Annotated in this window: 22 protein-coding genes; 8 read left to right on the top strand and 14 right to left on the bottom strand. The window is 72.6% G+C overall.

Going from position 1 to position 21,925, the window contains the following annotated elements:
- Positions 1-51: 51 nt before the first annotated feature.
- Genes ACWD2L_RS13450 through ACWD2L_RS13475 form a run of 6 tightly spaced genes read left to right on the top strand, consistent with a single transcriptional unit; the run spans position 52 to position 7,180 of the window.
- On the top strand, positions 52-1,152 hold the full coding sequence (locus tag ACWD2L_RS13450; RefSeq protein ID WP_351335153.1) for an ADP-ribosylglycohydrolase family protein: 1,101 nt from the start codon (positions 52-54) through the stop codon (positions 1,150-1,152).
- Complete coding sequence (locus tag ACWD2L_RS13455; protein WP_351335156.1) at positions 1,149-2,456, top strand: ADP-ribosylglycohydrolase family protein; 1,308 nt, start codon at positions 1,149-1,151, stop codon at positions 2,454-2,456. The genes ACWD2L_RS13450 and ACWD2L_RS13455 overlap by 4 nt, the downstream gene beginning before the upstream one ends.
- The gene (locus ACWD2L_RS13460) at positions 2,453-3,601 is read left to right on the top strand and encodes an ADP-ribosylglycohydrolase family protein (protein ID WP_351335158.1); all 1,149 of its coding nucleotides are present in this window, start codon (positions 2,453-2,455) and stop codon (positions 3,599-3,601) included. The genes ACWD2L_RS13455 and ACWD2L_RS13460 overlap by 4 nt, the downstream gene beginning before the upstream one ends.
- Entirely contained in the window at positions 3,601-5,127 is a 1,527-nt protein-coding gene (locus tag ACWD2L_RS13465) for an ADP-ribosylglycohydrolase family protein (RefSeq protein ID WP_351335161.1), read from the top strand. The genes ACWD2L_RS13460 and ACWD2L_RS13465 overlap by 1 nt, the downstream gene beginning before the upstream one ends.
- Complete coding sequence (locus ACWD2L_RS13470) at positions 5,124-6,335, top strand: CaiB/BaiF CoA transferase family protein (RefSeq protein ID WP_351335164.1); 1,212 nt, start codon at positions 5,124-5,126, stop codon at positions 6,333-6,335. The genes ACWD2L_RS13465 and ACWD2L_RS13470 overlap by 4 nt, the downstream gene beginning before the upstream one ends.
- Entirely contained in the window at positions 6,332-7,180 is an 849-nt protein-coding gene (locus ACWD2L_RS13475; RefSeq protein WP_351335166.1) for an HpcH/HpaI aldolase/citrate lyase family protein, read from the top strand. The genes ACWD2L_RS13470 and ACWD2L_RS13475 overlap by 4 nt, the downstream gene beginning before the upstream one ends.
- Before the next feature lie 86 nt (positions 7,181-7,266).
- Here ACWD2L_RS13475 and lgt read toward each other — a convergent pair whose 3' ends face one another.
- The 10 genes from lgt to ACWD2L_RS13525 form a co-directional block, all read right to left on the bottom strand.
- A complete protein-coding gene (gene lgt, locus ACWD2L_RS13480; protein WP_451189546.1) occupies positions 7,267-8,169 on the bottom strand; it encodes a prolipoprotein diacylglyceryl transferase in 903 nt (300 codons plus the stop codon).
- A 73-nt stretch (positions 8,170-8,242) separates the two neighbouring features.
- Positions 8,243-9,019, bottom strand: coding sequence for a thioredoxin domain-containing protein (locus tag ACWD2L_RS13485; RefSeq protein ID WP_351335168.1), 777 nt, complete (start codon positions 9,017-9,019; stop codon positions 8,243-8,245).
- Between the two features lie 95 nt (positions 9,020-9,114).
- Positions 9,115-9,945 carry a tryptophan synthase subunit alpha gene (gene trpA, locus ACWD2L_RS13490; protein ID WP_351335171.1) on the bottom strand — a complete coding sequence of 277 codons (831 nt, stop codon included), beginning with the start codon at positions 9,943-9,945 and terminating at the stop codon, positions 9,115-9,117.
- A complete protein-coding gene (gene trpB / locus ACWD2L_RS13495) occupies positions 9,942-11,228 on the bottom strand; it encodes a tryptophan synthase subunit beta (protein ID WP_351335174.1) in 1,287 nt (428 codons plus the stop codon). The genes trpA and trpB overlap by 4 nt, the downstream gene beginning before the upstream one ends.
- Before the next feature lie 66 nt (positions 11,229-11,294).
- The gene (gene trpM / locus ACWD2L_RS13500; RefSeq protein WP_426904125.1) at positions 11,295-11,474 is read right to left on the bottom strand and encodes a tryptophan biosynthesis modulator TrpM; all 180 of its coding nucleotides are present in this window, start codon (positions 11,472-11,474) and stop codon (positions 11,295-11,297) included.
- Positions 11,475-11,484: 10 nt separating this feature from the next.
- Entirely contained in the window at positions 11,485-12,291 is an 807-nt protein-coding gene (trpC, locus tag ACWD2L_RS13505) for an indole-3-glycerol phosphate synthase TrpC (RefSeq protein WP_351335176.1), read from the bottom strand.
- A gap of 125 nt (positions 12,292-12,416) precedes the next feature.
- A complete protein-coding gene (locus ACWD2L_RS13510; RefSeq protein WP_451189550.1) occupies positions 12,417-12,875 on the bottom strand; it encodes a DUF2752 domain-containing protein in 459 nt (152 codons plus the stop codon).
- A 109-nt stretch (positions 12,876-12,984) separates the two neighbouring features.
- Positions 12,985-13,236: an HGxxPAAW family protein gene (locus ACWD2L_RS13515; RefSeq protein ID WP_351335179.1), complete on the bottom strand. Its 252-nt coding sequence runs from the start codon at positions 13,234-13,236 to the stop codon at positions 12,985-12,987.
- A 129-nt stretch (positions 13,237-13,365) separates the two neighbouring features.
- Positions 13,366-14,022, bottom strand: coding sequence for a TIGR02234 family membrane protein (locus ACWD2L_RS13520; protein WP_351335182.1), 657 nt, complete (start codon positions 14,020-14,022; stop codon positions 13,366-13,368).
- Between the two features lie 71 nt (positions 14,023-14,093).
- On the bottom strand, positions 14,094-15,566 hold the full coding sequence (locus ACWD2L_RS13525; protein ID WP_351335185.1) for an anthranilate synthase component I: 1,473 nt from the start codon (positions 15,564-15,566) through the stop codon (positions 14,094-14,096).
- A 78-nt stretch (positions 15,567-15,644) separates the two neighbouring features.
- On the opposite strand from ACWD2L_RS13525, the gene ACWD2L_RS13530 reads away from it, so the two are divergent.
- Positions 15,645-16,151: a hypothetical protein gene (locus ACWD2L_RS13530; RefSeq protein ID WP_351335187.1), complete on the top strand. Its 507-nt coding sequence runs from the start codon at positions 15,645-15,647 to the stop codon at positions 16,149-16,151.
- Here ACWD2L_RS13530 and hisI read toward each other — a convergent pair.
- On the bottom strand, positions 16,132-16,509 hold the full coding sequence (gene hisI, locus ACWD2L_RS13535) for a phosphoribosyl-AMP cyclohydrolase (RefSeq protein ID WP_351335190.1): 378 nt from the start codon (positions 16,507-16,509) through the stop codon (positions 16,132-16,134). The two genes, ACWD2L_RS13530 and hisI, sit on opposite strands and share 20 nt — an antisense overlap.
- Before the next feature lie 71 nt (positions 16,510-16,580).
- Here hisI and ACWD2L_RS13540 point away from each other — a divergent pair, with 71 nt between their 5' ends.
- Positions 16,581-17,216 (top strand): TIGR03085 family metal-binding protein, encoded by a 636-nt coding sequence (locus ACWD2L_RS13540; RefSeq protein WP_351335193.1) that lies wholly within the window; start codon positions 16,581-16,583, stop codon positions 17,214-17,216.
- Here the strand turns inward: ACWD2L_RS13540 and ACWD2L_RS13545 are convergent.
- The 3 genes from ACWD2L_RS13545 to bdeA all read right to left on the bottom strand — a co-directional run bounded on the left by ACWD2L_RS13545 (position 17,188) and on the right by bdeA (position 21,747).
- Positions 17,188-18,453, bottom strand: a complete 1,266-nt coding sequence (locus ACWD2L_RS13545) for a PucR family transcriptional regulator (RefSeq protein WP_351335196.1) — start codon at positions 18,451-18,453, stop codon at positions 17,188-17,190. The two genes, ACWD2L_RS13540 and ACWD2L_RS13545, sit on opposite strands and share 29 nt — an antisense overlap.
- A gap of 187 nt (positions 18,454-18,640) precedes the next feature.
- Positions 18,641-20,761, bottom strand: coding sequence for a helix-turn-helix transcriptional regulator (locus ACWD2L_RS13550; RefSeq protein WP_351335199.1), 2,121 nt, complete (start codon positions 20,759-20,761; stop codon positions 18,641-18,643).
- A 101-nt stretch (positions 20,762-20,862) separates the two neighbouring features.
- Positions 20,863-21,747 (bottom strand): bis(hydroxyethyl) terephthalate hydrolase, encoded by an 885-nt coding sequence (gene bdeA, locus ACWD2L_RS13555; RefSeq protein WP_451189555.1) that lies wholly within the window; start codon positions 21,745-21,747, stop codon positions 20,863-20,865.
- Positions 21,748-21,925: the final 178 nt, after the last annotated feature.

The raw sequence follows: 21,925 nt of genomic DNA on the forward strand, positions 1-21,925 counted from the left end.
TCGCTCCATCGGTACGACCAGCACAACCCCAGAGATGAGCACGAACACACCATGAGCGTCAGCGTCGAACCGGATCCTCCGGCGGACGACACGGCGGGACCGCGCAGACTCCGCACGGTCCCGCCACCTCCCCCCGAGGCCCCGATCTCCCTGCGGGACCGCGCCCGCGGGGCGCTCCTCGGCCTCGCCGTCGGTGACGCGCTCGGCGCGCCCGCGGAGAACATGAAGCCGTCCCAGATCCGCGAACGCTGGGGCCGCATCGAGGGCTTCGTCTCCGCCGACCCGGCGGGCACGGACGACACCGAGTACGCGATCTTCTCGGGCCTCCTCCTCGCCGAGCACGGCGCGGGCCTCACCATCGAGCACGTCGAGCGGGCCTGGCACACGTGGATCGCGGACCGCGACGAGGGCCCCTTCAAGGGCGCCGGTTTCAGCGAACGCGGCACGCTCGAGAACCTCCGCCGGGGCCTCGTCGCCCCCATCTCCGCCCAGCACCGGCACGCCTGGAGCGACGGCCTCGCGATGCGTGCGGCGCCCTTCGGGGTGTACGCGGCGAGCCGCCCGGCCGAGGCGGCCCGCCTGGTGTCGATCGACGGCACGGTGTCGCACGACGGGGAGGGCATCCACGGCGGCCGGGCGGTCGCGGCGGGCGTCGCGGCGGCGATGGTCAGCCACAACCCCGACGCGGTGGTGCAGGCGGCGCTCTCGGTCGTCCCCGACGACTCGTGGACGGCACGCTCCCTGCACCGCGCGGTCTCGGCGGCGCGGCGGGCCCGCCGTGATCCGGACGGCACGCAGCTCTCCATGGAACGGGCGGTCCGCAAGGCGGTGGTCATCGGCGGCTACCCGTGGACGGATCTCGCCCCCGAGGCGGTCGGCCTGGCCTTCGGCGCGTTCGCGGTGGCCCGCGGCGACTTCCGCGAATCGGTCCTCACGGCGGTCAACATGGGGCGCGACGCGGATACGACGGCGGCCGTGGCCGGGGCGCTGGCCGGTGCGCTGTGCGGCGAGTCGTCGATCCCGGCCGACTGGGCGGCGGCGATCGGCCCGGTCCGCGGCAGCTGCCTCCCGTCAATGGCAGGCCGCCACGTCCTCGACGTCGCGGATCGCCTAGTGCCTCCGCCGCCGGACCGGACGGGGGCCGTGGCATGAACCCCGACCACGCCTCGGGGCTCCGCCCCGGCCCCCGCGCCTCAAACGCCGGCGGGGCTGATATTGCCCACCCAAATCAAGCCCCTGCGGCGACTGAGCAGCGGGGTCCGGGGCAGAGCCCCGCGGCCGCAACGACATCCGCCGCAACAGCAACGGCGGACCGCATCCAAGGCCTCCTCCTGGGAATCGCCGCAGGCGACGCCGCCGGCTGGCCGTCGGGACGCCACCGCGCCGCACGCCTCCCCGACTGGACGAGACGCCTCACCCGCGAACTCGACACCTTCGCCGAGCAGAACGCCACCACCACCCTCCCCGTCCCCATCGCCCTGAACCAACCCCCGGAACCCCTCCGCCTCGGCCCCTCCGACGACGCCGAATGGGCCGCGTTCACCGCCTTCGCCATCCTCTCCGCCCACGCCGAAGGCCTCGGCGACCTCCCACCCGACCACCGCGTCCGCTCCTCCCTCTCCCTCGCCTGGAACACCCTCGCCGACGAAATCTCCGCCGCAGCGGCCCGCGCCGACGAGATCGAATCCGCCGACATCCCCCTGCGCGCCCGCATCTCCGTCCGCGCAGGACTCGGCAACCTCGCCGCGGGCCTGCGCCCACCCGCCACCGGCCACGACAACCCGCACTACTTCGACGACGCGGCCTGCGTCCGCGCCGCGGTCCTCGCCGTCGTCCACCCGGGCAAACCCGAACTCGCCGCGGACCTCGCCGAGTTCGACGCCCGCTACACCCAGGACGGCGACGGCGTGCACGGCGCCCGCGCCATGGCGGCAGCCGTCGCGGCCGCACTCGGCGGCGCGGACGTCGACGCCTGCGTGGACGCCGCACTCGCCCAGCTCCCGGCCGGCACCGAGATCCACCGCAACGCCCACCGCGCCGTGGAACTCGGCCGCGCCGCGGCAGCGGACCGCCCGGGTCAGCCCGGCAACGCGTTCGCGCTGGTCCCCGTCCTGGAACACGAGATCGTCGACCACGTCTACAGCTACGGCATCGCGGCAGCGGAAACCGTCCCCGTAGCGCTCGCGATGGCGACGGCGGCCGCGGGATCGGTCACCGAGGCCGTGCCCACCGCCGCCTGCCTGTCCCGCGTCGCCGACTCGGCGCCCGCCCTGACCGGCGCCCTCACCGGCGCGATCGGCGGCGCACAGGCGCTGCCGCACACCTGGCGGGACGCCTGCGACATCCTCGCGGGCTGCGCACTGCCCCAACTCGCGGGAACCGAGCTGACGACCCTGGCCGAACGGCTCGCCCGCGCCACCACCAACTCCCTTGCAGCGGAAGGAACTTCGGCATGACTACCGTTTCCCTGGAGGACCGCACAACCGGCGCCCTGGTCGGCGCGGCCGTGGGCGACGCGCTCGGCGGCCCGGTCGAGGGCTGGACGCCGGAGGCCATCGCTGAGCGGCACGGCGGCCGGGTGCGCGGCATCGTCGAACCCTTCTACAAGGACGACTGGAAGACGGCCCGCCCCATCGCCCCGTACCACAAGGGCGACGGCCACGTCACCGACGACACCTTGATGACGCACGCGCTCGTCCGGGTCTACGAGAAGGTCCGGGACCACCTCGACGCGTACGCGGTCGCCGACCACCTCGTCCCCGACCTGATCACCACCCCCCGCTGGATCCCGGAACTCGAGGCGGAGGCCCTCCCCCTCCAGCGCCTGTTCCTCGCCGAGAAGTGGATCGTCGCGCGCATCCACTACGGGCATGTGGACCCGCGCGAGGCGGGCGTCGGCAACATCGTGAACTGCGGCGCGGCGATGTACATGGCCCCGGTCGGCGCGGTCAACGCGGGCAACCCGCTGAAGGCCTACGAGGAAGCCCTCGACGTCGCCGGCGCGCACCAGTCCTCGTACGGCCGGGAGGCGGCGGGCGTCTTCGCGGCGGCGGTCGCGGCCGCGTACAAGCCGGGCGCGACGCCCGAGTCCGTCGTCGAGGACGCCCTGGCTCTCGCGAAGGACGGCACGCGGTCGGCGATCGAGGCGGTCTGCGAAGTGGCCTCCCGCCACGACGACTTCGAGAACGCACTGAAGCCGCTGCGAGAAGCGGTCACCCCCTTCGACACGGTCGGCCCCGACTACCGCAAGCCCTCACTCGGCGCCCGCCGCCCCTCCCGCCTGCACGCCATCGAGGAACTCCCAGTCGCTCTGGGGATGTTGCTCGTCGGCCACGGCGACTTCCGCCACACCGTCCTCGGCTCGGTCAACTACGGCCGCGACTGCGACTCGATCGCCACGATGAGCGGGGCGATCGTCGGGGCGCTGTACGGGGAGGGGGCCGTGCCCAAGGAGTGGAGCGCCGAGATCGCGCGGGCCAGCAAGCTGGACCTGCACGGTCCGGCGGCCTCGCTCGCGCGGGTCACGCGTGAGGTGTACGCGAAGGATGTGGACCGGCGCCGGGCCCACGATGCCGCGTTCGCGGCGGTGGCGGGGTCGTGATGCTCCGTCTGACGTGGGTCCAGCCGGAGGATCTGATCGGCCACGAGCTGCGCCAGGCGGCGCAGGACGGCCGCGACGCGTCCGCGATCGCGTCCCGCTGGTTGTCAGCGGGCGGCCACCTCGCACCGGACCGAGCGGGTGCGTCCGCCACCCCGGCGAGCCCCGCCCTTCGGCAGCTCGCCGAGCAGCTCCTCGACGACCTCGCCGCACTCCCCTCACCTTTGCCGGAACCGACAGCCCTGTCCGCGATCGAGTCCGCAACAAAGACCTCTCCCCCACCCCACCCCTTCCCGAAAGTCCTGCCGGACGGGCCGCCTCAATCGCCGGCGGGGCTTGAAATCAAGCCCCGCCTTGGCGCGGGAGGCACCGGGAGCCCGGGGCCGGAGAGGCGGAAAGATCAGCCCCTCCGGCGCTTGAGGAACGGGGTCCGGGGCGGAGCCCCGGTTTCGGGGAGGGGCGGGGTGGGGGATGAGGACGCTCTGCTCGACCGGCTGCACGCCGCGTGGCTCGGGCGGGCCGTCGGGTGTCTGTTGGGCAAGCCCGTCGAGAAGCTGCCGCTCGAAGGGATCCGCGCCATCGCCCGCTCAACCGGGAACTGGCCCCTGCACACCTGGTTCACGCAGACCGGCCTGGACCCCGCGGTAGCGGCGACATACCCCTGGAACCGCCGCAGCGCCCCCACCTCCCTCGCCGAAAACATCAACGGCATGCCGGAGGACGACGACCTCAACTACCCCCTCCTCGCCCTGCTCCTGATCCAACGCCACGGCCCCGCCTTCACCACGACCGACGTCGCCAAACTCTGGCTCGACGAACTCCCCGCCGGCCGCACCTTCACCGCCGAACGCATCGCCTACCGCAACCTCCTCACCGGCCTCGAACCCCCGCACACCGCCACCTACCGCAACCCCTGCCGCGAATGGATCGGCGCCCAGATCCGCGCCGACGTCTTCGGCTGGATCACCCCCGGCGACCCGACCCACGCCGCCCGTCTCGCCCACCGGGACGCCGTTCTCACGCACACCGCGAACGGCGTGTACGGCGCGATGTTCACGGCCGCCGCCATCGCCACCGCCGCTACGGGCACGGCGGACGTACACACCGCTCTCCGATCCGGCCTCGCCGTCGTACCACCGCAATCCCGCTACGCCCAGGCCGTCCACCTGGGCATCGAACTGGCCGTGAAACACACGGACTTCGACTCCGCCGTCGACGAGCTGCACGCCACCTACGCCGACCACCACTGGGTCCACGTCCTCCCCAACGCCGCCCTGCTCGCCGCCGCCCTCACCCACGCCGACGGCGACTTCGAGGGCTCCATCTGCCGCGCGGTGTCCGGCGGCTGGGACACCGATTCCAACGGCGCGACCGCCGGCTCGATCGCCGGTCTGCTCGCCGGCCACCCGGACGCGCTCGGCGACCGCTGGACGGCCCCGCTCAAGAACCGCCTCGCGACAACAGTCGCCGGATTCGACGGCATCGGCTTCGACGAACTGGCCCGGCTCACCCTGGAGGCCCGCGCATGACGCACCCGCAAGAACCCACCCAGCCGGGCCCTCTGACCGGCCTGCGCGTCCTCGATCTCGCCACCCTCTTCGCCGGGCCGATCTGCGCCACGATGCTCGGCGACTTCGGCGCCGAGGTCATCAAGGTGGAACACCCCCGCAGGCCCGACCCCTCCCGCGGCCACGGCCCCTCCAAGGACGGCGTCGGCCTCTGGTGGAAGACCCTCGGCCGCAACAAGAAGAACCTCACCCTCGACCTCTCCTCCCCCGGCGGCCGCGAGGTCCTCCTCAAGCTGGTGGCGGACTCGGACGTCGTCGTCGAGAACTTCCGCCCCGGCACCCTGGAGAAGTGGCACCTCGGCTGGGACGAGCTGAGCGCCGCCAACCCGCGCCTCGTCCTCGCCCGCGTCACCGGCTTCGGCCAGTTCGGCCCGTACGCGCGCCGCCCCGGATTCGGCACGCTCGCGGAGGCCATGTCCGGCTTCGCCGCGATCACCGGGCAGCCCGACGGGCCGCCGACGCTCCCGCCGTTCGGCCTCGCCGACTCCATCGCCGCGCTCGCCACCTCGTACGCGATCATGGCGGCGCTGCGCGGCCGGGACACGACGGGGCGTGGCCAGGTCGTCGACATGGCGATCATCGAGCCGATGCTGTCGATCCTCGGCCCGCAGGCCACCTGGTACGACCAGCTCGGCTACGTCCAGCCGCGCACCGGCAACCGCTCGACGAACAACGCCCCGCGAAACACGTACCGCACCCGCGACGAGAAGTGGGTCGCGGTGTCGACGTCCGCGCAGTCGATCGCGGAGCGCGTGATGCATCTGGTCGGGCGGCCCGAGTTCATCGACGAGGAGTGGTTCGCGACGGGCTCGGGCCGCGCGCTCCACGCCGACGAGCTCGACGCGGCGGTCGGCGGCTGGATCGCGGCGCACACCCGCGACGAGGTGGTCGCGGCCTTCGAGAAGGCGGAGGCCGCCATCGCCCCGGTCTACGACATCCGCGACGTCCTGGCCGACGAGCAGTACCAGGCCCTCGACACGATCACCGAACTCCCCGACCCGGACCTCGGCACGGTCAAGATGCAGAACGTCCTCTTCCGCCTCTCCGAGACCCCCGGCGCCATCCAGTGGACGGGCCGCCCGCACGGCTCGGACACCGACGAGATCCTGGCAGGGCTCGGCCTGTCGGAGGCGGCCGTCGCGTCCCTGCGGGAGGCTGGTGCGGTATGAGCGAGCCGCTGGAAAAGACGTACCTGACCTGGCTGTACGTGCCCGGGGACCGCCCCGAAGTCGTCGCCAAGGCGCTCGGCTCCGGCGCCGATGTCGTCCTGGTCGACCTGGAGGACGCGGTCGCTCCCGACCGCAAGGCGTACGCGCTCGACGCCACCGCCGAACTCCTCGCCGACAAGCACAAGACGCCGGTGCACGTCCGCGTCAACGCGCTCGACGGGCCGCTCGCCGAGCAGGAGGTACGCCGCCTCACCCCGCTCCCCGGCCTCGACGCACTGCGCCTGCCGAAGGTGGGCGGCCCCGCGGACCTGACCCGCGTACAGGACTGGGCGGTCGAAGTCCCGCCGCTGTACGCCCTGCTGGAGTCGGCGACGGGCGTCGAGCACGCCTACGACATCGCCGCGCACCACGGCGTGCACGGCATCGCGCTCGGCGAGGCGGACCTGCGCGCCGACCTCGGCGTCACGGACGCGGCGGGCCTCGCGTGGGTGCGCGGCCGGGCGGTCGTGGCGGCGCGTGCGGCCCGGCTGCCACCTCCGCCTCAGTCGGTCTACCCGGACGTCCGCGACACGGAGGGCCTGGCCCGCTCCTGCGCCGAGGGCCGTGCGCTGGGCTTCCTCGGCCGTACGGCGATCCACCCCCGCCAGCTCCCGGTGATCGAGGAGGCCTTCCGCCCCACGGCGGCGGAGGTGGCGGCGGCCCAGGAGATCGTGTGCGCGGCGGCCACGGAGGCGGGCGCGCTGGCCCTCCCGGACGGCCGGTTCGTCGACGCGGCGGTCGTCGCTTCCGCCCGCAGAACCCTCACCTTGGCCGGCTCCACCACTCCCAGCCCGTCCGGCGATTGAGGACACGCCGTTCAGGCGGCACACCGCAACGGCAAAGGGCGCCGAACCCACCGGCCCGGCGCCCTCACCCACGTACAGCCAAAACCTCACGTCTTTTTGTCGGAGGCCCCACTCTTCGAGAGGTCGACGTCGTCCTCGACGTCACCGTCACCCTCGTCCGCCGCCCCGTCGGAGACCTCCGGTTCGACGATCTCCTCGCGGCCCGGCCGCTTCCGCGCGGACACCACCATGTAGATCACGGCGAGCAGGAAGACGCCCAGCGCCGTCCAGCAGTTGAGGCGCAGGCCGAGGATGTGGTGCGCGTCGTCCACGCGCATGTACTCGATCCAGAACCGGCCCACGCAGTACGACGCGACGTACAGCGCGAACGCCCGCCCGTGCCCGAGCTTGAACTTCCGGTCGGCCCAGATGACGAGCAGCGCGACGCCGATGCACCACAGCGACTCGTACAGGAACGTCGGGTGGTACGTGCCCGGCACCCGCCCGTCCGTGTCCGAGGTGATCTTGAGGGCCCACGGCACATCGGTGGCCCGGCCGTACAGCTCCTGGTTGAACCAGTTGCCCCAGCGGCCGATGGCCTGGGCGAGGACGATGCCGGGTGCGAGGGCGTCGGCGTAGGCCGGGAGCGGGATGCCGCGGCGGCGGCAGCCGATCCAGGCGCCGACCGCGCCGAGGGCGATGGCGCCCCAGATACCGAGGCCGCCCTCCCAGACCTTGAAGGCGTCCACCCAGTCACGGCCCTCGCTGAAGTACAGCTCGTAGTCCGTGATCACGTGGTAGAGGCGACCGCCGACCAGGCCGAAGGGCACCGCCCACACGGCGATGTCGGCAACCGTGCCGGTCCGCCCGCCGCGGGCGATCCAGCGTCTGTTGCCGAGCCAGACGGCCACGAAGACGCCGATGATGATGCAGAACGCGTAGCCGCGCAGCGGAATGGGTCCGAGATGGACCACTCCTTGCTCGGGGCTGGGAATGAAGGCAAGTTCCATGGCAGGTCCGACGCTACCGTGCCGGGCCGCTGCCACGACGGGCAGCCCGGCAACGGCTGAGTAACGGCTCCGACTACTTGTTCGCCTCCTCGACCATCTTCTTGAACTTGGCCGGGGTCAGGCTCTGGTCGCTCAGGATGTCCTTGCCGTTGAGCCGGACCGTCGGCGTGCCGGTGTGCTTCGCGTCCTGGAAGGCCTTGTACGTCTTGTTCACCCAGCTGTCGTGCGTGCCCTTGTTCACACACGACTTGAACGTGCCCGTGTCGAGGCCACCGACCTTTCCGGCGAGCTCGATCAGCTTGTCGTTCTTCGCGAAGGCGTCGTCGGTTTCCTCCGGCTGGTTCTCGAACAGCACGTCATGGTAGTCGCGGAACTTCCCGGCGTCCTGCGAGCACGCCGCCGCGTTGGCCGCGCGGAGCGAGCCCGTGCCCTGCATGTTCGAGTCGATCAGCGTGACCAGGTGGTACTGCACCCTCAGCTCACCCGCGTCGGCGAGTTCGTGGATCGTCGAGCGGTAGGTGTCCTCGAAGGTCTTGCAGGCGGGACAGCGGAAGTCCTCCCAGACCTCCAGCGTCGACTTCGCACCGGCCTTGCCGACGGGGATCGCCAGCTCGTCCTTGCCGTCGGCGCCCTTCGGCGCGACCACGGGCCCCGCCGCCGCGTCACCAGAACTGTCGTCACCCGAATTCGCGGCGACCACCCCGATCACCGCGGCCAGGGCGAGCACACACACCACGGACGCGCCCACGATCAACGTCCTGCGCCGCTTCTCGGCGGACTTCTGCTTCTGGCGCTCTGCGGCAAGGCGTTCGCGGGCCGCGCGCTTTCCGTCTCGGTTCTTCTCGCTCACATCAGCGCCAACGAACCGGGAAGGCACGAGCGTGCCTCCCCGGTCCGGTTTCCATCCGTATGGGTGACGTGACTCCCTGTTACTACGGGTGGTTTCTAGCCCTTTTCCCTTACGCCCGCGGCGAGTTCACCGGCGAGGGCGCGCACCGCTTCGAATCCGGCCTTCTCGTCCGGGGCGTCCAGCATCCGCTTCACGAACGCCGAGCCGACGATGACCCCGTCCGCGAAACCGGCGACCTCCTTGGCCTGCTTCGCGTTGGAGACGCCGAGGCCCACGCACACCGGAAGGTCGGTCGTGGCCTTGGTGCGCTCGACGAGCTCCTTGGCCTGGTTGCCGACGGACTCGCGGGTGCCGGTGACGCCCATCAGGGACGCCGCGTACACGAAGCCCGAACCGGCCGCCGTGATGGTGGCCAGGCGCTCGTCCTTGCTGCTGGGCGCAACGACGAAGACGGTCGCGAGACCGTGCTTGTCCGCGTGCTCGCGCCACACCGCCGACTCCTGCACCGGCAGGTCCGGCAGGATGCAGCCCGCGCCGCCCGCCTCCGCGAGCTCGGTGGTGAACCGCTCGATGCCGTAGCGGTCGATGGGGTTCCAGTACGTCATGACGAGGACCGGCTTGCCGGTGGCCTCGTGCGCCTCGCGCACGGTGCGCATGACGTCCTTGACCTTCAGGCCGCCGCGCAGCGCGATGTCGTCGGCGGTCTGGATGACCGGGCCGTCGAGCACCGGGTCGGAGTGCGGCAGGCCCACCTCGACCACGTCGGCGCCGCCGTCGAAGGCGGCCTTGATCGCCTCGATGCCGCCGTCGACGGTCGGGAAACCGGCGGGCAGGTAGGCGATGAGGGCGGAGCGGCCCTCGGCCTTCGCGCCGACGAGGGTGTCGTCCAGCAGCTGTACGCCGCGACGATTTTCAGTGGCACTCACTTGGCGTCTCCCTCGATCTCGGCCACCGCGGTGTCGGCGTTCGCCGCCACGGCGCCGTCCGTGCCGTACAGGCCGAAGTAGCGCGCGGCCGTGTCCATGTCCTTGTCGCCGCGCCCGGACAGGTTGATGACGATCAGCCCGTCCCTGCCCAGCTCCTTGCCGACCTCCAGCGCGCCCGCGAGCGCGTGCGCGGACTCGATGGCCGGGATGATGCCCTCGGTCTGCGACAGCAGGCGCAGGGACTGCATCGCGGCGTCGTCCGTGACCGCGCGGTACTCGCCGCGGCCCGAGTCCTTGAGGTAGGCGTGCTCGGGGCCGATGCCCGGGTAGTCCAGGCCCGCCGAGATCGAGTACGGCTCGGTGATCTGGCCCTCCTCGTCCTGGAGGACGTAGGAGCGGGAGCCGTGCAGGATGCCGGGCTCGCCCGCGCTGAGCGTCGCCGCGTGCTCGCCGGTCTCGATGCCGTGCCCGGCCGGCTCGCAGCCGATCAGGCGGACGCCGGCGTCCGGGATGAACGCGTGGAACAGGCCGATGGCGTTCGAGCCGCCGCCGACGCAGGCGATCGCGGCGTCCGGGAGCCGGCCTGCGCGCTCCAGGATCTGGCGGCGCGCCTCGACGCCGATGACCCGGTGGAAGTCGCGGACCATCGCCGGGAACGGGTGCGGGCCCGCGACCGTGCCGAACAGGTAGTGCGTGTCGTCGACGTTGGCGACCCAGTCGCGGAACGCCTCGTTGATGGCGTCCTTGAGGGTGCGCGAGCCGGACTTCACGGCCTCGACCTCGGCACCCAGCATGCGCATCCGGGCCACATTGAGGGCCTGGCGCTCGGTGTCGATCTCGCCCATGTAGATCTTGCACTCGAGGCCGAGCAGCGCGCAGGCGGTGGCGGTCGCGACGCCGTGCTGGCCCGCGCCGGTCTCGGCGATGACGCGGGTCTTGCCCATGCGCTTGGTGAGCAGGGCCTGGCCGAGCACGTTGTTGATCTTGTGCGAGCCGGTGTGGTTCAGGTCCTCGCGCTTGAGGAAGACGCGGGCGCCACCTGCGTGCTCGGCGAACCGGGGCACCTCGGTGAGGGCGCTCGGGCGGCCCGTGTAGTTGACCAGGAGGTCGTCGAGCTCGGCGGCGAAGGCCGGGTCGTTCTTGGCCTTGTCGTACTCGACGGCGACCTCGTCCACGGCGGCGACGAGGGCCTCCGGGATGAACTTGCCGCCGAACGCGCCGAAGTACCCCTCGGCGGTGGGGACTTGACCCTCCGGGTCAGGGATGAAGTAGTCGCTGGACATGCGTGTGCCTCACGGTAGGTGTGTGATCACTAAAGGCCGTGGGGCGTGCGGAATCGCGCCTTGCGGTTACCCGTTTTTTGCGCAGTTCCCCGCGCCCCTTATAGGGGCGCCCTGCCATCGCATTCCGTTGATCTGGCCCGGTTCCGCACCGATGTGGTAGCGGACCCGGCGCCCGCGCACACGCCTCGCCGGCGCGCGGCAGCCGCGAGGGCGGCAGCCGGGGGCGAGGCGGGAGGCGATGGGCATGGCGGTGAGTTTAGCGTCCGTGGCGCAGGGCCGGGTGGGCACCTGCCGCGACGAGGTCGGCGACAGCGGACTTCGGGTCGCGGCCGGTCACCAGGGACTCGCCGACGAGGACGGCGTCCGCGCCCGCGTTGGCGTACGCGATCAGGTCGTGCGGGCCGCGCACACCGGACTCGGCCACCTTGACGATGTGGTCCGGGATGTCCGGGGCTACGCGCTCGAAGGTGCCGCGGTCGACCGAAAGGTCCTTGAGGTTGCGGGTGTTGATGCCGATGATCTTCGCCCCGGCGTCGATCGCCCGCTCCACCTCGTCCTCGTCGTGCGCCTCGACGAGCGGCGTGAGGCCGATGGACACGGCGCGCTCGATGAGGGACTCCAGAGCGGGCTGCTCCAGGGCCGCGACGATCAGCAGCGCGAGGTCGGCGCCGTACGCGCGGGCCTCCCACAGCTGGTACGACGTGACGATGAAGTCCTTGCGCAGGATCGGGATGTCGACCTTGGCGCGGACGGCCTCGAGGTCGGCGAGCGAGCCGCCGAAGCGGCGCTGCTCGGTGAGGACGGAGATGACGGCCGCGCCGCCCGCCTCGTAGTCGGCGGCGAGGGCGGCCGGGTCGGCGATCGCGGCGAGCGCACCCTTGGAGGGGCTGGACCGCTTGACCTCGCAGATCACCTTGACGCCGTCGCCCTTGAGCGCGGCAACCCCGTCCTTGGCCGGGCGAGCCTGCTCCGCGCGCTCCTTGAGCTCGTCGAGGCTGACGCGCGCCTGCCGCTCCGCAAGGTCGGCACGGACTCCGTCGATGATCTCGTCGAGCACACTCACGCGAGCGGACTCCTTTCCGGGCATCCCCTGGGCGTTCATCTGGTCTTTGTGAATGGTATCCGTCGAAGGGCGAAGGTCCCGCATCCGGTTGACACCGGTCCCACTACCTGGACAAACACTATTGATCAAGGGCTTAGGAAGCCACCGAACGGCAGGTTCCGGACAACGGTGAAGGCGAGCACGATCCCGCCGACGACCCACAGCTGTACGCGGCCGAGCGCGAGGCTCACGGGCCTGCCGCGGGCCGCCCGTACCGCCCACACCGTCCACACCACGGCGAACAGCGCGTAGCCGACGACGGCGAGGGCATTGGCGCCGAGCGCGCCCGTGAGGTCCCCGTGCGCGATCGCGTGCGCGCTGCGCAGTCCGCCGCAGCCGGGGCAGTAGACGCCGGTGAGCCGGAGGAGCGGGCAGGCCGGGTAGTGGCCGGGCTCATTGGGGTCGACGGCGCCCACATAGGCGAAGGCGAGGGCGACACCGCCGAGCACACCGAGCGGGACGGCCAGCCGGCGCAGGGCGCCGAAGCGGGCGGGGGCGGCGTCGAGGTCGGGATCGGTGTCGGTGTCGGTCGTCTCCACGGTCACCCGTGAATTCTGCATCCGCGGGGCGGCGACCGCTCCCCGGGAAACGCGAAAGGGGCAGGGCGGCCGGTCGGTCGGCCGCTCCACCCCTTCCGCGGGTATGTGGGAGAACTCAGGCTCCTGAGCCCGCGGGCTGCGCCGCGCCGGCGGACTTGAGCTGCAGCTCGGCACGCTTCGGCTTGCCCATGCCCATGGCGCTCATCACGCCGCCGACGACCGCGGCGAGCGCCAGCAGGGCCATGCCGACCCAGAAACCGGCGACGTTGCTCATCACCATGAAGGTGCCAGCGACACAGAAACCGATGAAGGCGATGATGACACCGGTCCAGGCGGCCGGGGTGTGTCCGTGGCTGCTGTCCGCCATGGCTTGCTCCTCGTTGCTTATGGCCTATGCGTACGCATGACGTACGACGTTCCTATCTATTGTCCCGTACTCGCACGCATGCTCGGCACGCGGGGTCGGGACGCCCGTCCTGATCCAAACGACAGGGCCCTAGGCGCCGGTCGGGTCCTCGCCGCGGTCGAGGGCCTTCCAGAGCTCCTCGGGGCGCTCCGGGTCCACGGCCTTGGCGCGGCGCGAACGCGGAGCGCCGGAGCGCTCGTAGCGGCCGCCCATCGAGGGCCAGGCCGCGCCGTAGATCACGGCGAGGATCCCGGCGATCAGGATGAGTGCGCCGCCGACCGCCGAGACGTACGGCCACGCGGTGCTGCTCAGCGCGTGGATGGTGGCGGAGGCGTCCCCCGCGGCCTGCGCCGCCTTCTCGTCGAGCGCGGCGCTGTCGCGCGCCCCGAGCACGGCGGCGGCGACGGCTCCCGCGCCGCTGAGCGCGAGCAGCAGGGCGACCAGGACGCGGCCGACCTTGCGGACCGCGAACACGGCGACGAGCGCCGCGAGGCCCACGATGGCGAGGGCAGCGGGGACGCCCGTGACGTCGCTGCCCTTGGCCGTCAGCGGCAGCTTGCCGCCGGCGACGGCGGCGACGCCCGAGCACCACTCCTGCCGGGAGGCGAGCAGCGCGATCGCGGCTCCCGCGGCTCCGCAGAGCAGGGCGACGGCAAGGCTGCGCCGGCCGTTCGACGAGGAAGCGGCCGACTCGGCCGGCTCGGCGGCATCGGTTCGGGGGTGCGGTACAGCAGTCACGTACTCCACTATCGCCTGTCTGTACGGGTTTAGGTGAGCCGGGGCGCGGAGTCGTGCGTCACGTCACAGGGCGTTGTGCCTCACATCCGGTTCGCGGTGTGCACGGCGCGCAGCACCGCCGCCGCCTTGTTGCGGCACTCGGTGTCCTCGGCGACCGGGTCGGAGTCGGCGACGACACCCGCGCCCGCCTGCACGTACGCGGTGCCCTCGCGCAGCAGCGCGGTGCGGATGGCGATGGCCGTGTCGGAGTCGCCCGCGAAGTCGAGGTAGCCGACGCAGCCGCCGTAGACGCCGCGGCGTGACGGCTCCAGCTCGTCGATGATCTGGAGCGCGCGCGGCTTGGGGGCGCCGGACAGGGTGCCGGCGGGGAAGCAGGAGGTCAGCACGTCGAAGGCGGTGTGCTCCTCGCGGACCTGCCCCGTCACCGTCGACACGATGTGCATGACGTGGCTGTACTTCTCGATGGACATGAAGTCGACGACCTCGACGGAGCCGGGCTCGCAGACCCGCCCCAGGTCGTTGCGCCCGAGGTCGACGAGCATCAGGTGCTCGGCCCGCTCCTTGGGGTCGCCGAGCAGTTCCTCGGCGAGGTCGTGGTCCTCCTGCGGGGTCGCGCCGCGCGGCCGGGTCCCGGCGATCGGGTGCACCATGGCGCGCCCGTCCTCGACCTTGACGAGCGCCTCGGGCGAGGAGCCGACGACGTCGAACCCGTCGAAGCGGAACAGGTACATGTACGGGGAGGGGTTGGTCGCCCGCAGGACCCGGTACACGTCCAACGCGCTTGCGGTGCAAGGGGTTTCGAAGCGCTGGGACGGTACGACCTGGAAGGCCTCGCCCGCCCTGATCCGCTCCTTGATGTCCTCGACGGCGTCCTGGTACTGCTTGCCGCCCCAGAGCGCGCTGAATTCGGGGACCTCGGACGGCGGGAGGGCCACGGGCGCGCTCTCGACCGGCTTCGCGAGGTCGGCCTCCATGGCGTCGAGGCGGGCGACGGCGTCGGCGTACGCCTCGTCGACGCCGGTCTCCAGGTCGTTGTGGTTGATCGCGTTGGCGATCAGCAGGACCGACCCGTCCCAGTGGTCGAGCACGGCGAGGTCGCTGGTGAGCAGCATCGTCAGCTCGGGGAGCTTGAGGTCGTCGCGCTCCCCCGGGCCGACCTTCTCGAGGCGGCGCACGATGTCGTAGCCGAGGTAGCCGACCATGCCGCCGGTGAACGGGGGCAGGCCCTCGTAGCGGGGCGTGTGCAGTGTCTGGACGGTGGCGCGCAGGGCGGCGAGGGGGTCGCCGTCGACGGGGACACCGACGGGCGGTGTACCCAGCCAGTGCGCCTGTCCGTCGCGCTCGGTGAGCGTCCCGGCGGAGCGTACGCCGACGAACGAGTACCGGGACCAGGAGCGGCCGTTCTCCGCGGACTCCAGGAGGAACGTGCCGGGCCGCTCGGCGGCCAGCTTGCGGTACAGACCGACGGGCGTGTCACCGTCCGCGAGGAGCTTGCGGCTGACGGGGATCACTCGGCGGTCGGTCGCGAGCTTGCGGAAGGTCTCGAGGTCCATGGCAGGAGCCTACTTCCGTCGGGGGGACGCCCCGCGCGCCTGGTCGAGGGGTGGACGGCGTCCCGCTAGAAGGGAGCGGTGACGAAGAACAAGAGCCACCGAAACCCCCGCATCGCGAGCGCCCTGTCCGGGATCGCCCTCGCCGCCGTCGCCGTGACCGCGCTGACCGGCGCCGCGCCCGTCCCTGCTTCCGCCTCCGGTGACTGGGCCGCGCCCGCTCCCCGAGACGTCGAGGCGCGGGTCGAGGCCGCGGGCCTGAAGATGCTCGACTCCGAGAAGCTGACCATGCACATCCACCCGCACCTGACCGTGTACGCGGGCGGTCGCCAGGTGACCGTGCCCGCCGACATCGGCATCGACCGCTCCGGCGCGAAGCCCCGGTACAGCCCGCTGCACACGCACGACACCAGCGGCACCGTGCACGTGGAGTCGGCCCAGTGGCGGGACTTCACGCTCGGCCAGTTCCTCACGGAGTGGGGCGTGCGTCCCACGTGCCGCGCCGAGGTCGACGGCGCCCCGGTGGCCGGGGACCCGGCCCGGATCGTCTTCCGGGACGGTCAGGAGATCACGCTGCGCTGTCGCTGATCGGCAGTTCGTCGCGGTCGAAGCAGGTGCGGGCTCCGGTGTGGCAGGCGGCGCCCACCTGGTCGACCTTCACGAGCACGGTGTCGGCGTCGCAGTCGAGGGCGACCGACTTCACGTGCTGGAAGTGACCGGAGGTGTCGCCCTTGACCCAGTACTCCTGGCGGCTGCGCGACCAGTACGTGCAGCGTCCCGTGGTCAGGGTGCGGTGCAGCGCCTCGTCGTCCATCCAGCCGAGCATGAGCACCTCGCCGGTGTCGTACTGCTGGGCGATGGCGGGGATCAGGCCGTCGGCGCTGCGCTTGAGGCGGGCGGCGATGGCCGGGTCGAGGCTGCTGATGGGTTCCGGCGCGCTGGTCATACGGACCATTGTGCCGCGCCGAGCCGGACGTCCACTGTCCGGTGTGGCACGGCCGGTCGTAGGCTGGCGGCATGTCGACCCATGCCAAGCGTGAACGACTTCTGCTAGCCGATCTGTTGGAGGCGTCGGGCCCCGACGCCCCCACCCTGTGTGAGGGCTGGAACGCCCGGGACCTCGCGGCGCACGTGGTGGTGCGCGAGCGCCGCCCGGACGCCGCGGGCGGCCTCCTCGTCAAACAGCTCGCGTCGCGCCTGGAACGGGTGCAGGCCGAGTTCGCGGAGAAGCCGTACGAAGAGCTGATCCAGCTGATCCGCACCGGGCCGCCGCGCTTCTCGCCGTTCTCGCTGAAGCAGATCGACGAGGCGTCGAACGCGATCGAGTTCTACGTCCACACCGAGGACGTACGCCGTGCGCAGCCCGACTGGACGCCGCGCGAGCTCGATCCGGTCTTCGCCGACGTCCTGTGGTCGCGCCTGGAGCGGATGGCGCGGGTGATGGGCCGCAAGGCGCCCGTCGGCCTGGTGCTGCGCCGCCCCGACGGCCAGACGGCGGTGGCCCACCGCGGCGCTCCCGTGGTCACGGTGACGGGTGCGCCCTCGGAGCTGGTGATGTTCGTGTTCGGCCGGCAGGAGGCGGCGGACGTGGAGATGGACGGCGAGAAGTCGGCGGTCGACCGGCTCACCGAGACGAAGGCGCTGGGGCTCTGACCGCCTGCGCCTGAAGCCGGTGCGCGCTGAGGGCGAGGCCCAGTTCCACCAGGTCGGCGGGGCGGGCGAGGCTGCGGCCCGTGAGCTGTTCGCAGCGGCGCAGCCGGTTCAGGACGGTGTTGCGGTGGCAGTAGAGGCGGGTGGCGGCGCGCTGCGCCGAGCCGTCGCAGTCCAGCCAGGCCGTCAGGGTGTCGAGCAGCAGGGTCCGGTCGGCCGGCGGCAGGGCGAGCAGTGGGCCGAGCACACGGTCGGCGAGGATCCGGCCGAGCGCGGGCGCGGCGGCGACGAGCGCGGCGGGCAGTTGCTCGTCCAGGAGTACGGTGCCGCCGCCCTCCGGGCAGATGCGCAGCGCGGTCTCGGCGAGCCGCCGGGCGCCGCCCACGGCGGCGAGCCCTTCGACGGCGGGGCTGATGCCGACGCGCAGGCCGGGTCTGCGGTGACAGAACTCCCGTAGCACGGCGGCGAGTTGAGGCATGTCAGGCGCGTCAAGGCCCCCGAGGTCGACGATGGCGCGGTCGGCCTCGGCGGCGGTGTGCCACACGGCCCGTACGGCACCCGGCAGGGTGGGCCGCGGCGCGCCCCGGCTGCCGCCGGCGGCGGTGAGCACCGCGTACCGGCCGCTTTCCGGCAGGTCGAGCGCGGTGGCGGCGTCCGGCAGGTCGGCGATGCGGATCGCGCCGTCGAGGAGGGCCGCGGCCATGATTCTGCGCCGGTTCTCGCGCCGCCAGGTGAGTTCGCGCTCGGCGCGGCGGTAGGACGCGGCGACGTGCGCACAGTGCTCGTCGACGTAATTCCACACGTCGACGGCGAGATGGACGAGCAGGTGCGCGTCCTCGGGATGACGCAGGGTCACCTCGTCGACGAGCGCCTGCCAGACCAGGGCGCCGCCGAGCCGGAAGGCGTGCGACACGGCGTCGAGCGGAAACCCGCGGGCGGCGCGGGCGGCGCCGATCCGGGCGGAGCAGACGCGGGCGGCGTCCCGGTTGCGCGCGGGGTCGAGCAGCGAGGCGACGCTGTGCCGCAGCGAACGCTGGATCTCCGCGCGTACGTCGCCGGGGTCGGTGTCGAGGACGGCGCGGTAGACCGGCTCCTGCTCGTACAGCTGCGCCGCCAACCGGTCGGTGAGCGTGGGCAGTTGGCCGAGGAGCGGTCGTGCGGCGCGGCGCAGGACGGCGACCGCGTCCGAACCGGCGCCGGCCCGTGCGGGGGGTCGGGGACGTACGAGATGCGCGGGCATGGCGGTCCTCCACGGCTCGGCTCACGAGTCCGCAGAATGACATACCGTCTGGTCGGTCTCCAGCCCTAGCGACAAACGTGCAGGTGTACCCCCTCACGCCACGGGGCTCCGCTTGATCCATCAAGCCCCTGCGGCGATTGAGCAGGCCCGTCCGGCAGGACTTTCGGGAAGGGGTGGGGTGGGGCATTCAGGGGCGTCCCGCCGCCTCCGTGCGGTCCACCAGTCGGGTCAGTTCGACGCGGGAGCGGACACCCAGCCGGTCGAAGACGTTGCGCAGGTGGTGGTCCACCGTGCGGGGGCTCACCGAGAGCCGGCGGGCGACCTCGCGGTTGGTGTCACCCGTCGCGACGCAGCGGGCGATCCGCAACTGCTGCGGCGTCAACTCCGCAAGTCTGCCCGGAGGTTCGACGTCATCCGGCGACTCGCCCGTGGCCCGCAGCTCGGCCGCCACCTGCCCGACCCAGACCGAGGCCCCGCACCGCTCGAAGGCCACGAGGGCATCGCGCAGCAACGTACGGGCACGCGCCGGGCGTCGGGTGCGGCGCAGCCACTTGCCGTAGAGGGCGAGGGTGCGGGCCCGTTCGAAGTCGCCGCCCGCGTGCTCGTGGCGGTCGAGGGCCTCGTCGAAGCGGGGCTCGGCGGTGGCAGGGTCTCTCCACGCCAACAGGGCTTGGCAGCGCGCCAGTTGGGCCGGACCGAGCGGGTCGTAGCCGCGCTCGGCCCACACCGAGAACTCCTCGACCGCGACCCGCGCCCCGTCCGGCTCCCCCGCGAGGACGGCGGCTTCCACCAGGCACGGGACGGCGAGCATCCGCACGGCGAAGTGACCGCGACGGGGCCCGGGTCCGACGAGCGGGCCGAGCCGGGCGGCGGCCCGCGCCGCGTCGCCGCGCGCCAGATCGGCGCGGGCCAGGGCCCATTGCGCGAGGGTCGCGGCCTGTACGAGACCGTGCAGGCCCGCGATGTCCTGCGCGGCGGCGGCATGGCGGGCGACGGTGCCGATGTCGCGGTCGAGCGAGGCGACGAGGGCAAGGACGGCATGCTGGTGCGCGAGCACGTTGCGCTGCCCCGCGACGAGCGCGGCCCGCACCCCCTCCTCGGCATGGACGCGAGCGCGGGCGTGCCGCCCGGAGCGCAGCTCACCGTAGGCCAACAGCTCCAGGGCGCGCGGCAGTTCGACCCCCGCGTCCCGGTCCCGCGCGGCGGCGAGCGCACGGCTGCCCAGGCGGCACGCCGCGTCGACGTCCCCGGCGACCAGGGCGGCGGCCCCGGCCAGCAGCAGCGCACCCGGCTCCCGCTCCCCTGCCGACCGCGCCACGACCCGCCGCAACGCGACCCGCCCCACCCCGGCCCGCTCCCCCAGCGACGCGGCCATGCCGTCCCGGTAGTCGCGGGCGGAGCGGGCGGCGTCCTCCGCAACCCCCCGGCCGCCGCCCAGGGCTCCGGCACGCCACGGGCCCCCGGTCGGCCCTGCCGCCTGCAGATACCCGTCGGCGTCGCCCACGGCCCATGAGGCCTCCGCCGCGCCGAGGCGGGCTTCGAGGGAGACCGGTTCGGGACAGAGGTGAGCCGCCAGCAGCAGCGACTCACGGGCGTCCGCCACCGGCCCGTCGCGCAACGCGAGGAGACCACGAACCAGAGCGACCCGCCCTCGCAGACCACCCACCTCAAGCGCGCCGCAACTCCGTACGGAATCCGTGACCAGCGCGCCGCCGCCCCGCACGGCATCCGGGACCAGCGCGGCACACCCCCGCGCGGCACCCGAGGCAGGCGCGGCGCAGCTCCACACGACGCCCCGCCCCGCCAAGTCGCCCACCTCGTCGAGGAGTTCACGTGCCCGGTGCGGGCGGCCCGCGAGGCGGGCGTGGTCCGCTGCCGCGACCAGGCGCTCGGCGCGGTCCATCGGGTCGTCCGCGAGCCGTGCCGCGTGGGTGAGCGCCGTGGTGCGTTCGCCGTGCGAGGCGCCTTCCGCCGCGGCGAGTTCCGCGCCGAGCTCCGGGTCCGGGTAGGCCGCGCCGAGCAGCCGGTGCAGCAGCGCCGCCGAGCCCGTCGCCGCGGCGGCGAGCAACTGGTGTGCGGCTCTGCGCCGTTCCGGCCGCACGGCCCCGTACAGGCGACGCCGGCCGGGGAGGTGGAGACGGCCGTCGGGCCCGCGGCGCAGGCCCGCCCGTTCGGCCGCGTCCAGGGCGTCCGCGCCGAGCCCGGCGGCCTCGGCCGCCCGCAGCACGAGCCCCGCGTCGACACCGGGCCCCTCGGGGTCGGCCTCGTACGCGGCGGCGGCAAGCAACAGGACGGTTCTTCCGCTCACTTGCCGCACGCTAGTCGCGAACCGTCGCACGCACAGCGCCGGTTGGGCAGGAACCCAACCGGCGCGTGCGTACGCTGTCGCGGCGCACAGATCTCAGAACGTCACGACGTGTGCGGGCAGTTGCCCCGGTACTCCGCGATCGTCAGGCTCGAACTCGGCAGCGGGCAGAGGAACTGCTCGTACCGGGTGTCGTTGTCCACGAAGCGCTTGAGCCACGAAATGCTGTACTTCGCGATCGTGGTGTTGGACGTGTTCGGCGTGAAGTGCGTGGCTCCGCGCAGCTCCAGGTACGCCTTGTCCAGCGAGCCCGAAAGGCTCTGGTAGAACGGCTCGGAGTGCGAGGCCACCGGCGCGATCGTGTCACCGTCGGCGCCCACGACGAGCGTCGGGGTCTTGACCTCGGGCCAGGTCTTGTCGAGGTTCCAGCCGGTGAGCGGGATCGCCGCCTGGAGCGAGGGCCGGCTCTTGGCCGCCTCCAGCGTTCCGCCGCCGCCCATGGAGTGGCCCATGACGCCGAGCCGGCTCGTGTCGATGCGGCTGCGCACCGAGCTCTTCTCCGTCAAGTAGTCGAGCGCGGAAAGGAGTTGCTTGCCGCGACTGTCCGGCTGGTCGAGCGTGGTGTTGGTGTCGATGGTGAAGACGACGAAGCCCTGCGAGGCGAGCCGCGGGCCCAGCCAGGCGATGGACGACTGGTACGCCGTGTAGCCCGGCGAGATCGCGACCGCGCCGAACGTGCCGTCCGCCGTCGACGTCGGATAGTAGATGGTGCCGCCGCCGAAGCCGCTCACGCTCAGCGAGGACACGTTGGCCTGCGAGACGGCGTAGGAGCCGCGCGAGGCCTCGATGCTGGAGACGGTCGGGGCGGGGCCGCGCTCGTAGGGGTTCTCGGCCGCCTCTGCGGTCAGGGCCTGCTGGGTGGCGAGGCCGCCGAGGGCCAGCAGGGTGGCAAGTCCCGTACGGATGAGGCGGGTTCGGAACGTGCTCACGGCTCGCCCGGCGTGCACGGGGGGCGCCGCACTTCTGTGCTGCTGCACGATGACGGGTTCCTCTCGGAAGGGCGGAGCCCGTCCCGAGGGCGCCGCCGTGGTCACTGACAGCGACCACGGTGGCGCCGGTACCGCCGCGTCCGCATCGGCGAAATCACCGGTCTCGTAAGGCAGTTGA

The organism is Streptomyces sp. NPDC002754, from assembly GCF_053592315.1.

Bases quoted from the DNA above. Each gene is read 5' to 3' on its own strand.
- ACWD2L_RS13540 (WP_351335193.1), top strand. From the start codon at position 16,581: ATGTCGACCCATGCCAAGCGTGAACGACTTCTGCTAGCCGATCTGTTG.
- ACWD2L_RS13475 (WP_351335166.1), top strand. From the start codon at position 6,332: ATGAGCGAGCCGCTGGAAAAGACGTACCTGACCTGGCTGTACGTGCCC.
- ACWD2L_RS13545 (WP_351335196.1), bottom strand. From the start codon at position 18,453: ATGCCCGCGCATCTCGTACGTCCCCGACCCCCCGCACGGGCCGGCGCC.
- hisI (WP_351335190.1), bottom strand. From the start codon at position 16,509: ATGACCAGCGCGCCGGAACCCATCAGCAGCCTCGACCCGGCCATCGCC.
- lgt (WP_451189546.1), bottom strand. From the start codon at position 8,169: ATGGAACTTGCCTTCATTCCCAGCCCCGAGCAAGGAGTGGTCCATCTC.
- trpB (WP_351335174.1), bottom strand. From the start codon at position 11,228: ATGTCCAGCGACTACTTCATCCCTGACCCGGAGGGTCAAGTCCCCACC.
- ACWD2L_RS13515 (WP_351335179.1), bottom strand. From the start codon at position 13,236: ATGGCGGACAGCAGCCACGGACACACCCCGGCCGCCTGGACCGGTGTC.
- ACWD2L_RS13455 (WP_351335156.1), top strand. From the start codon at position 1,149: ATGAACCCCGACCACGCCTCGGGGCTCCGCCCCGGCCCCCGCGCCTCA.
- ACWD2L_RS13525 (WP_351335185.1), bottom strand. From the start codon at position 15,566: ATGGACCTCGAGACCTTCCGCAAGCTCGCGACCGACCGCCGAGTGATC.
- ACWD2L_RS13465 (WP_351335161.1), top strand. From the start codon at position 3,601: ATGCTCCGTCTGACGTGGGTCCAGCCGGAGGATCTGATCGGCCACGAG.
- trpM (WP_426904125.1), bottom strand. From the start codon at position 11,474: ATGCCCATCGCCTCCCGCCTCGCCCCCGGCTGCCGCCCTCGCGGCTGC.
- ACWD2L_RS13450 (WP_351335153.1), top strand. From the start codon at position 52: ATGAGCGTCAGCGTCGAACCGGATCCTCCGGCGGACGACACGGCGGGA.
- ACWD2L_RS13460 (WP_351335158.1), top strand. From the start codon at position 2,453: ATGACTACCGTTTCCCTGGAGGACCGCACAACCGGCGCCCTGGTCGGC.
- ACWD2L_RS13470 (WP_351335164.1), top strand. From the start codon at position 5,124: ATGACGCACCCGCAAGAACCCACCCAGCCGGGCCCTCTGACCGGCCTG.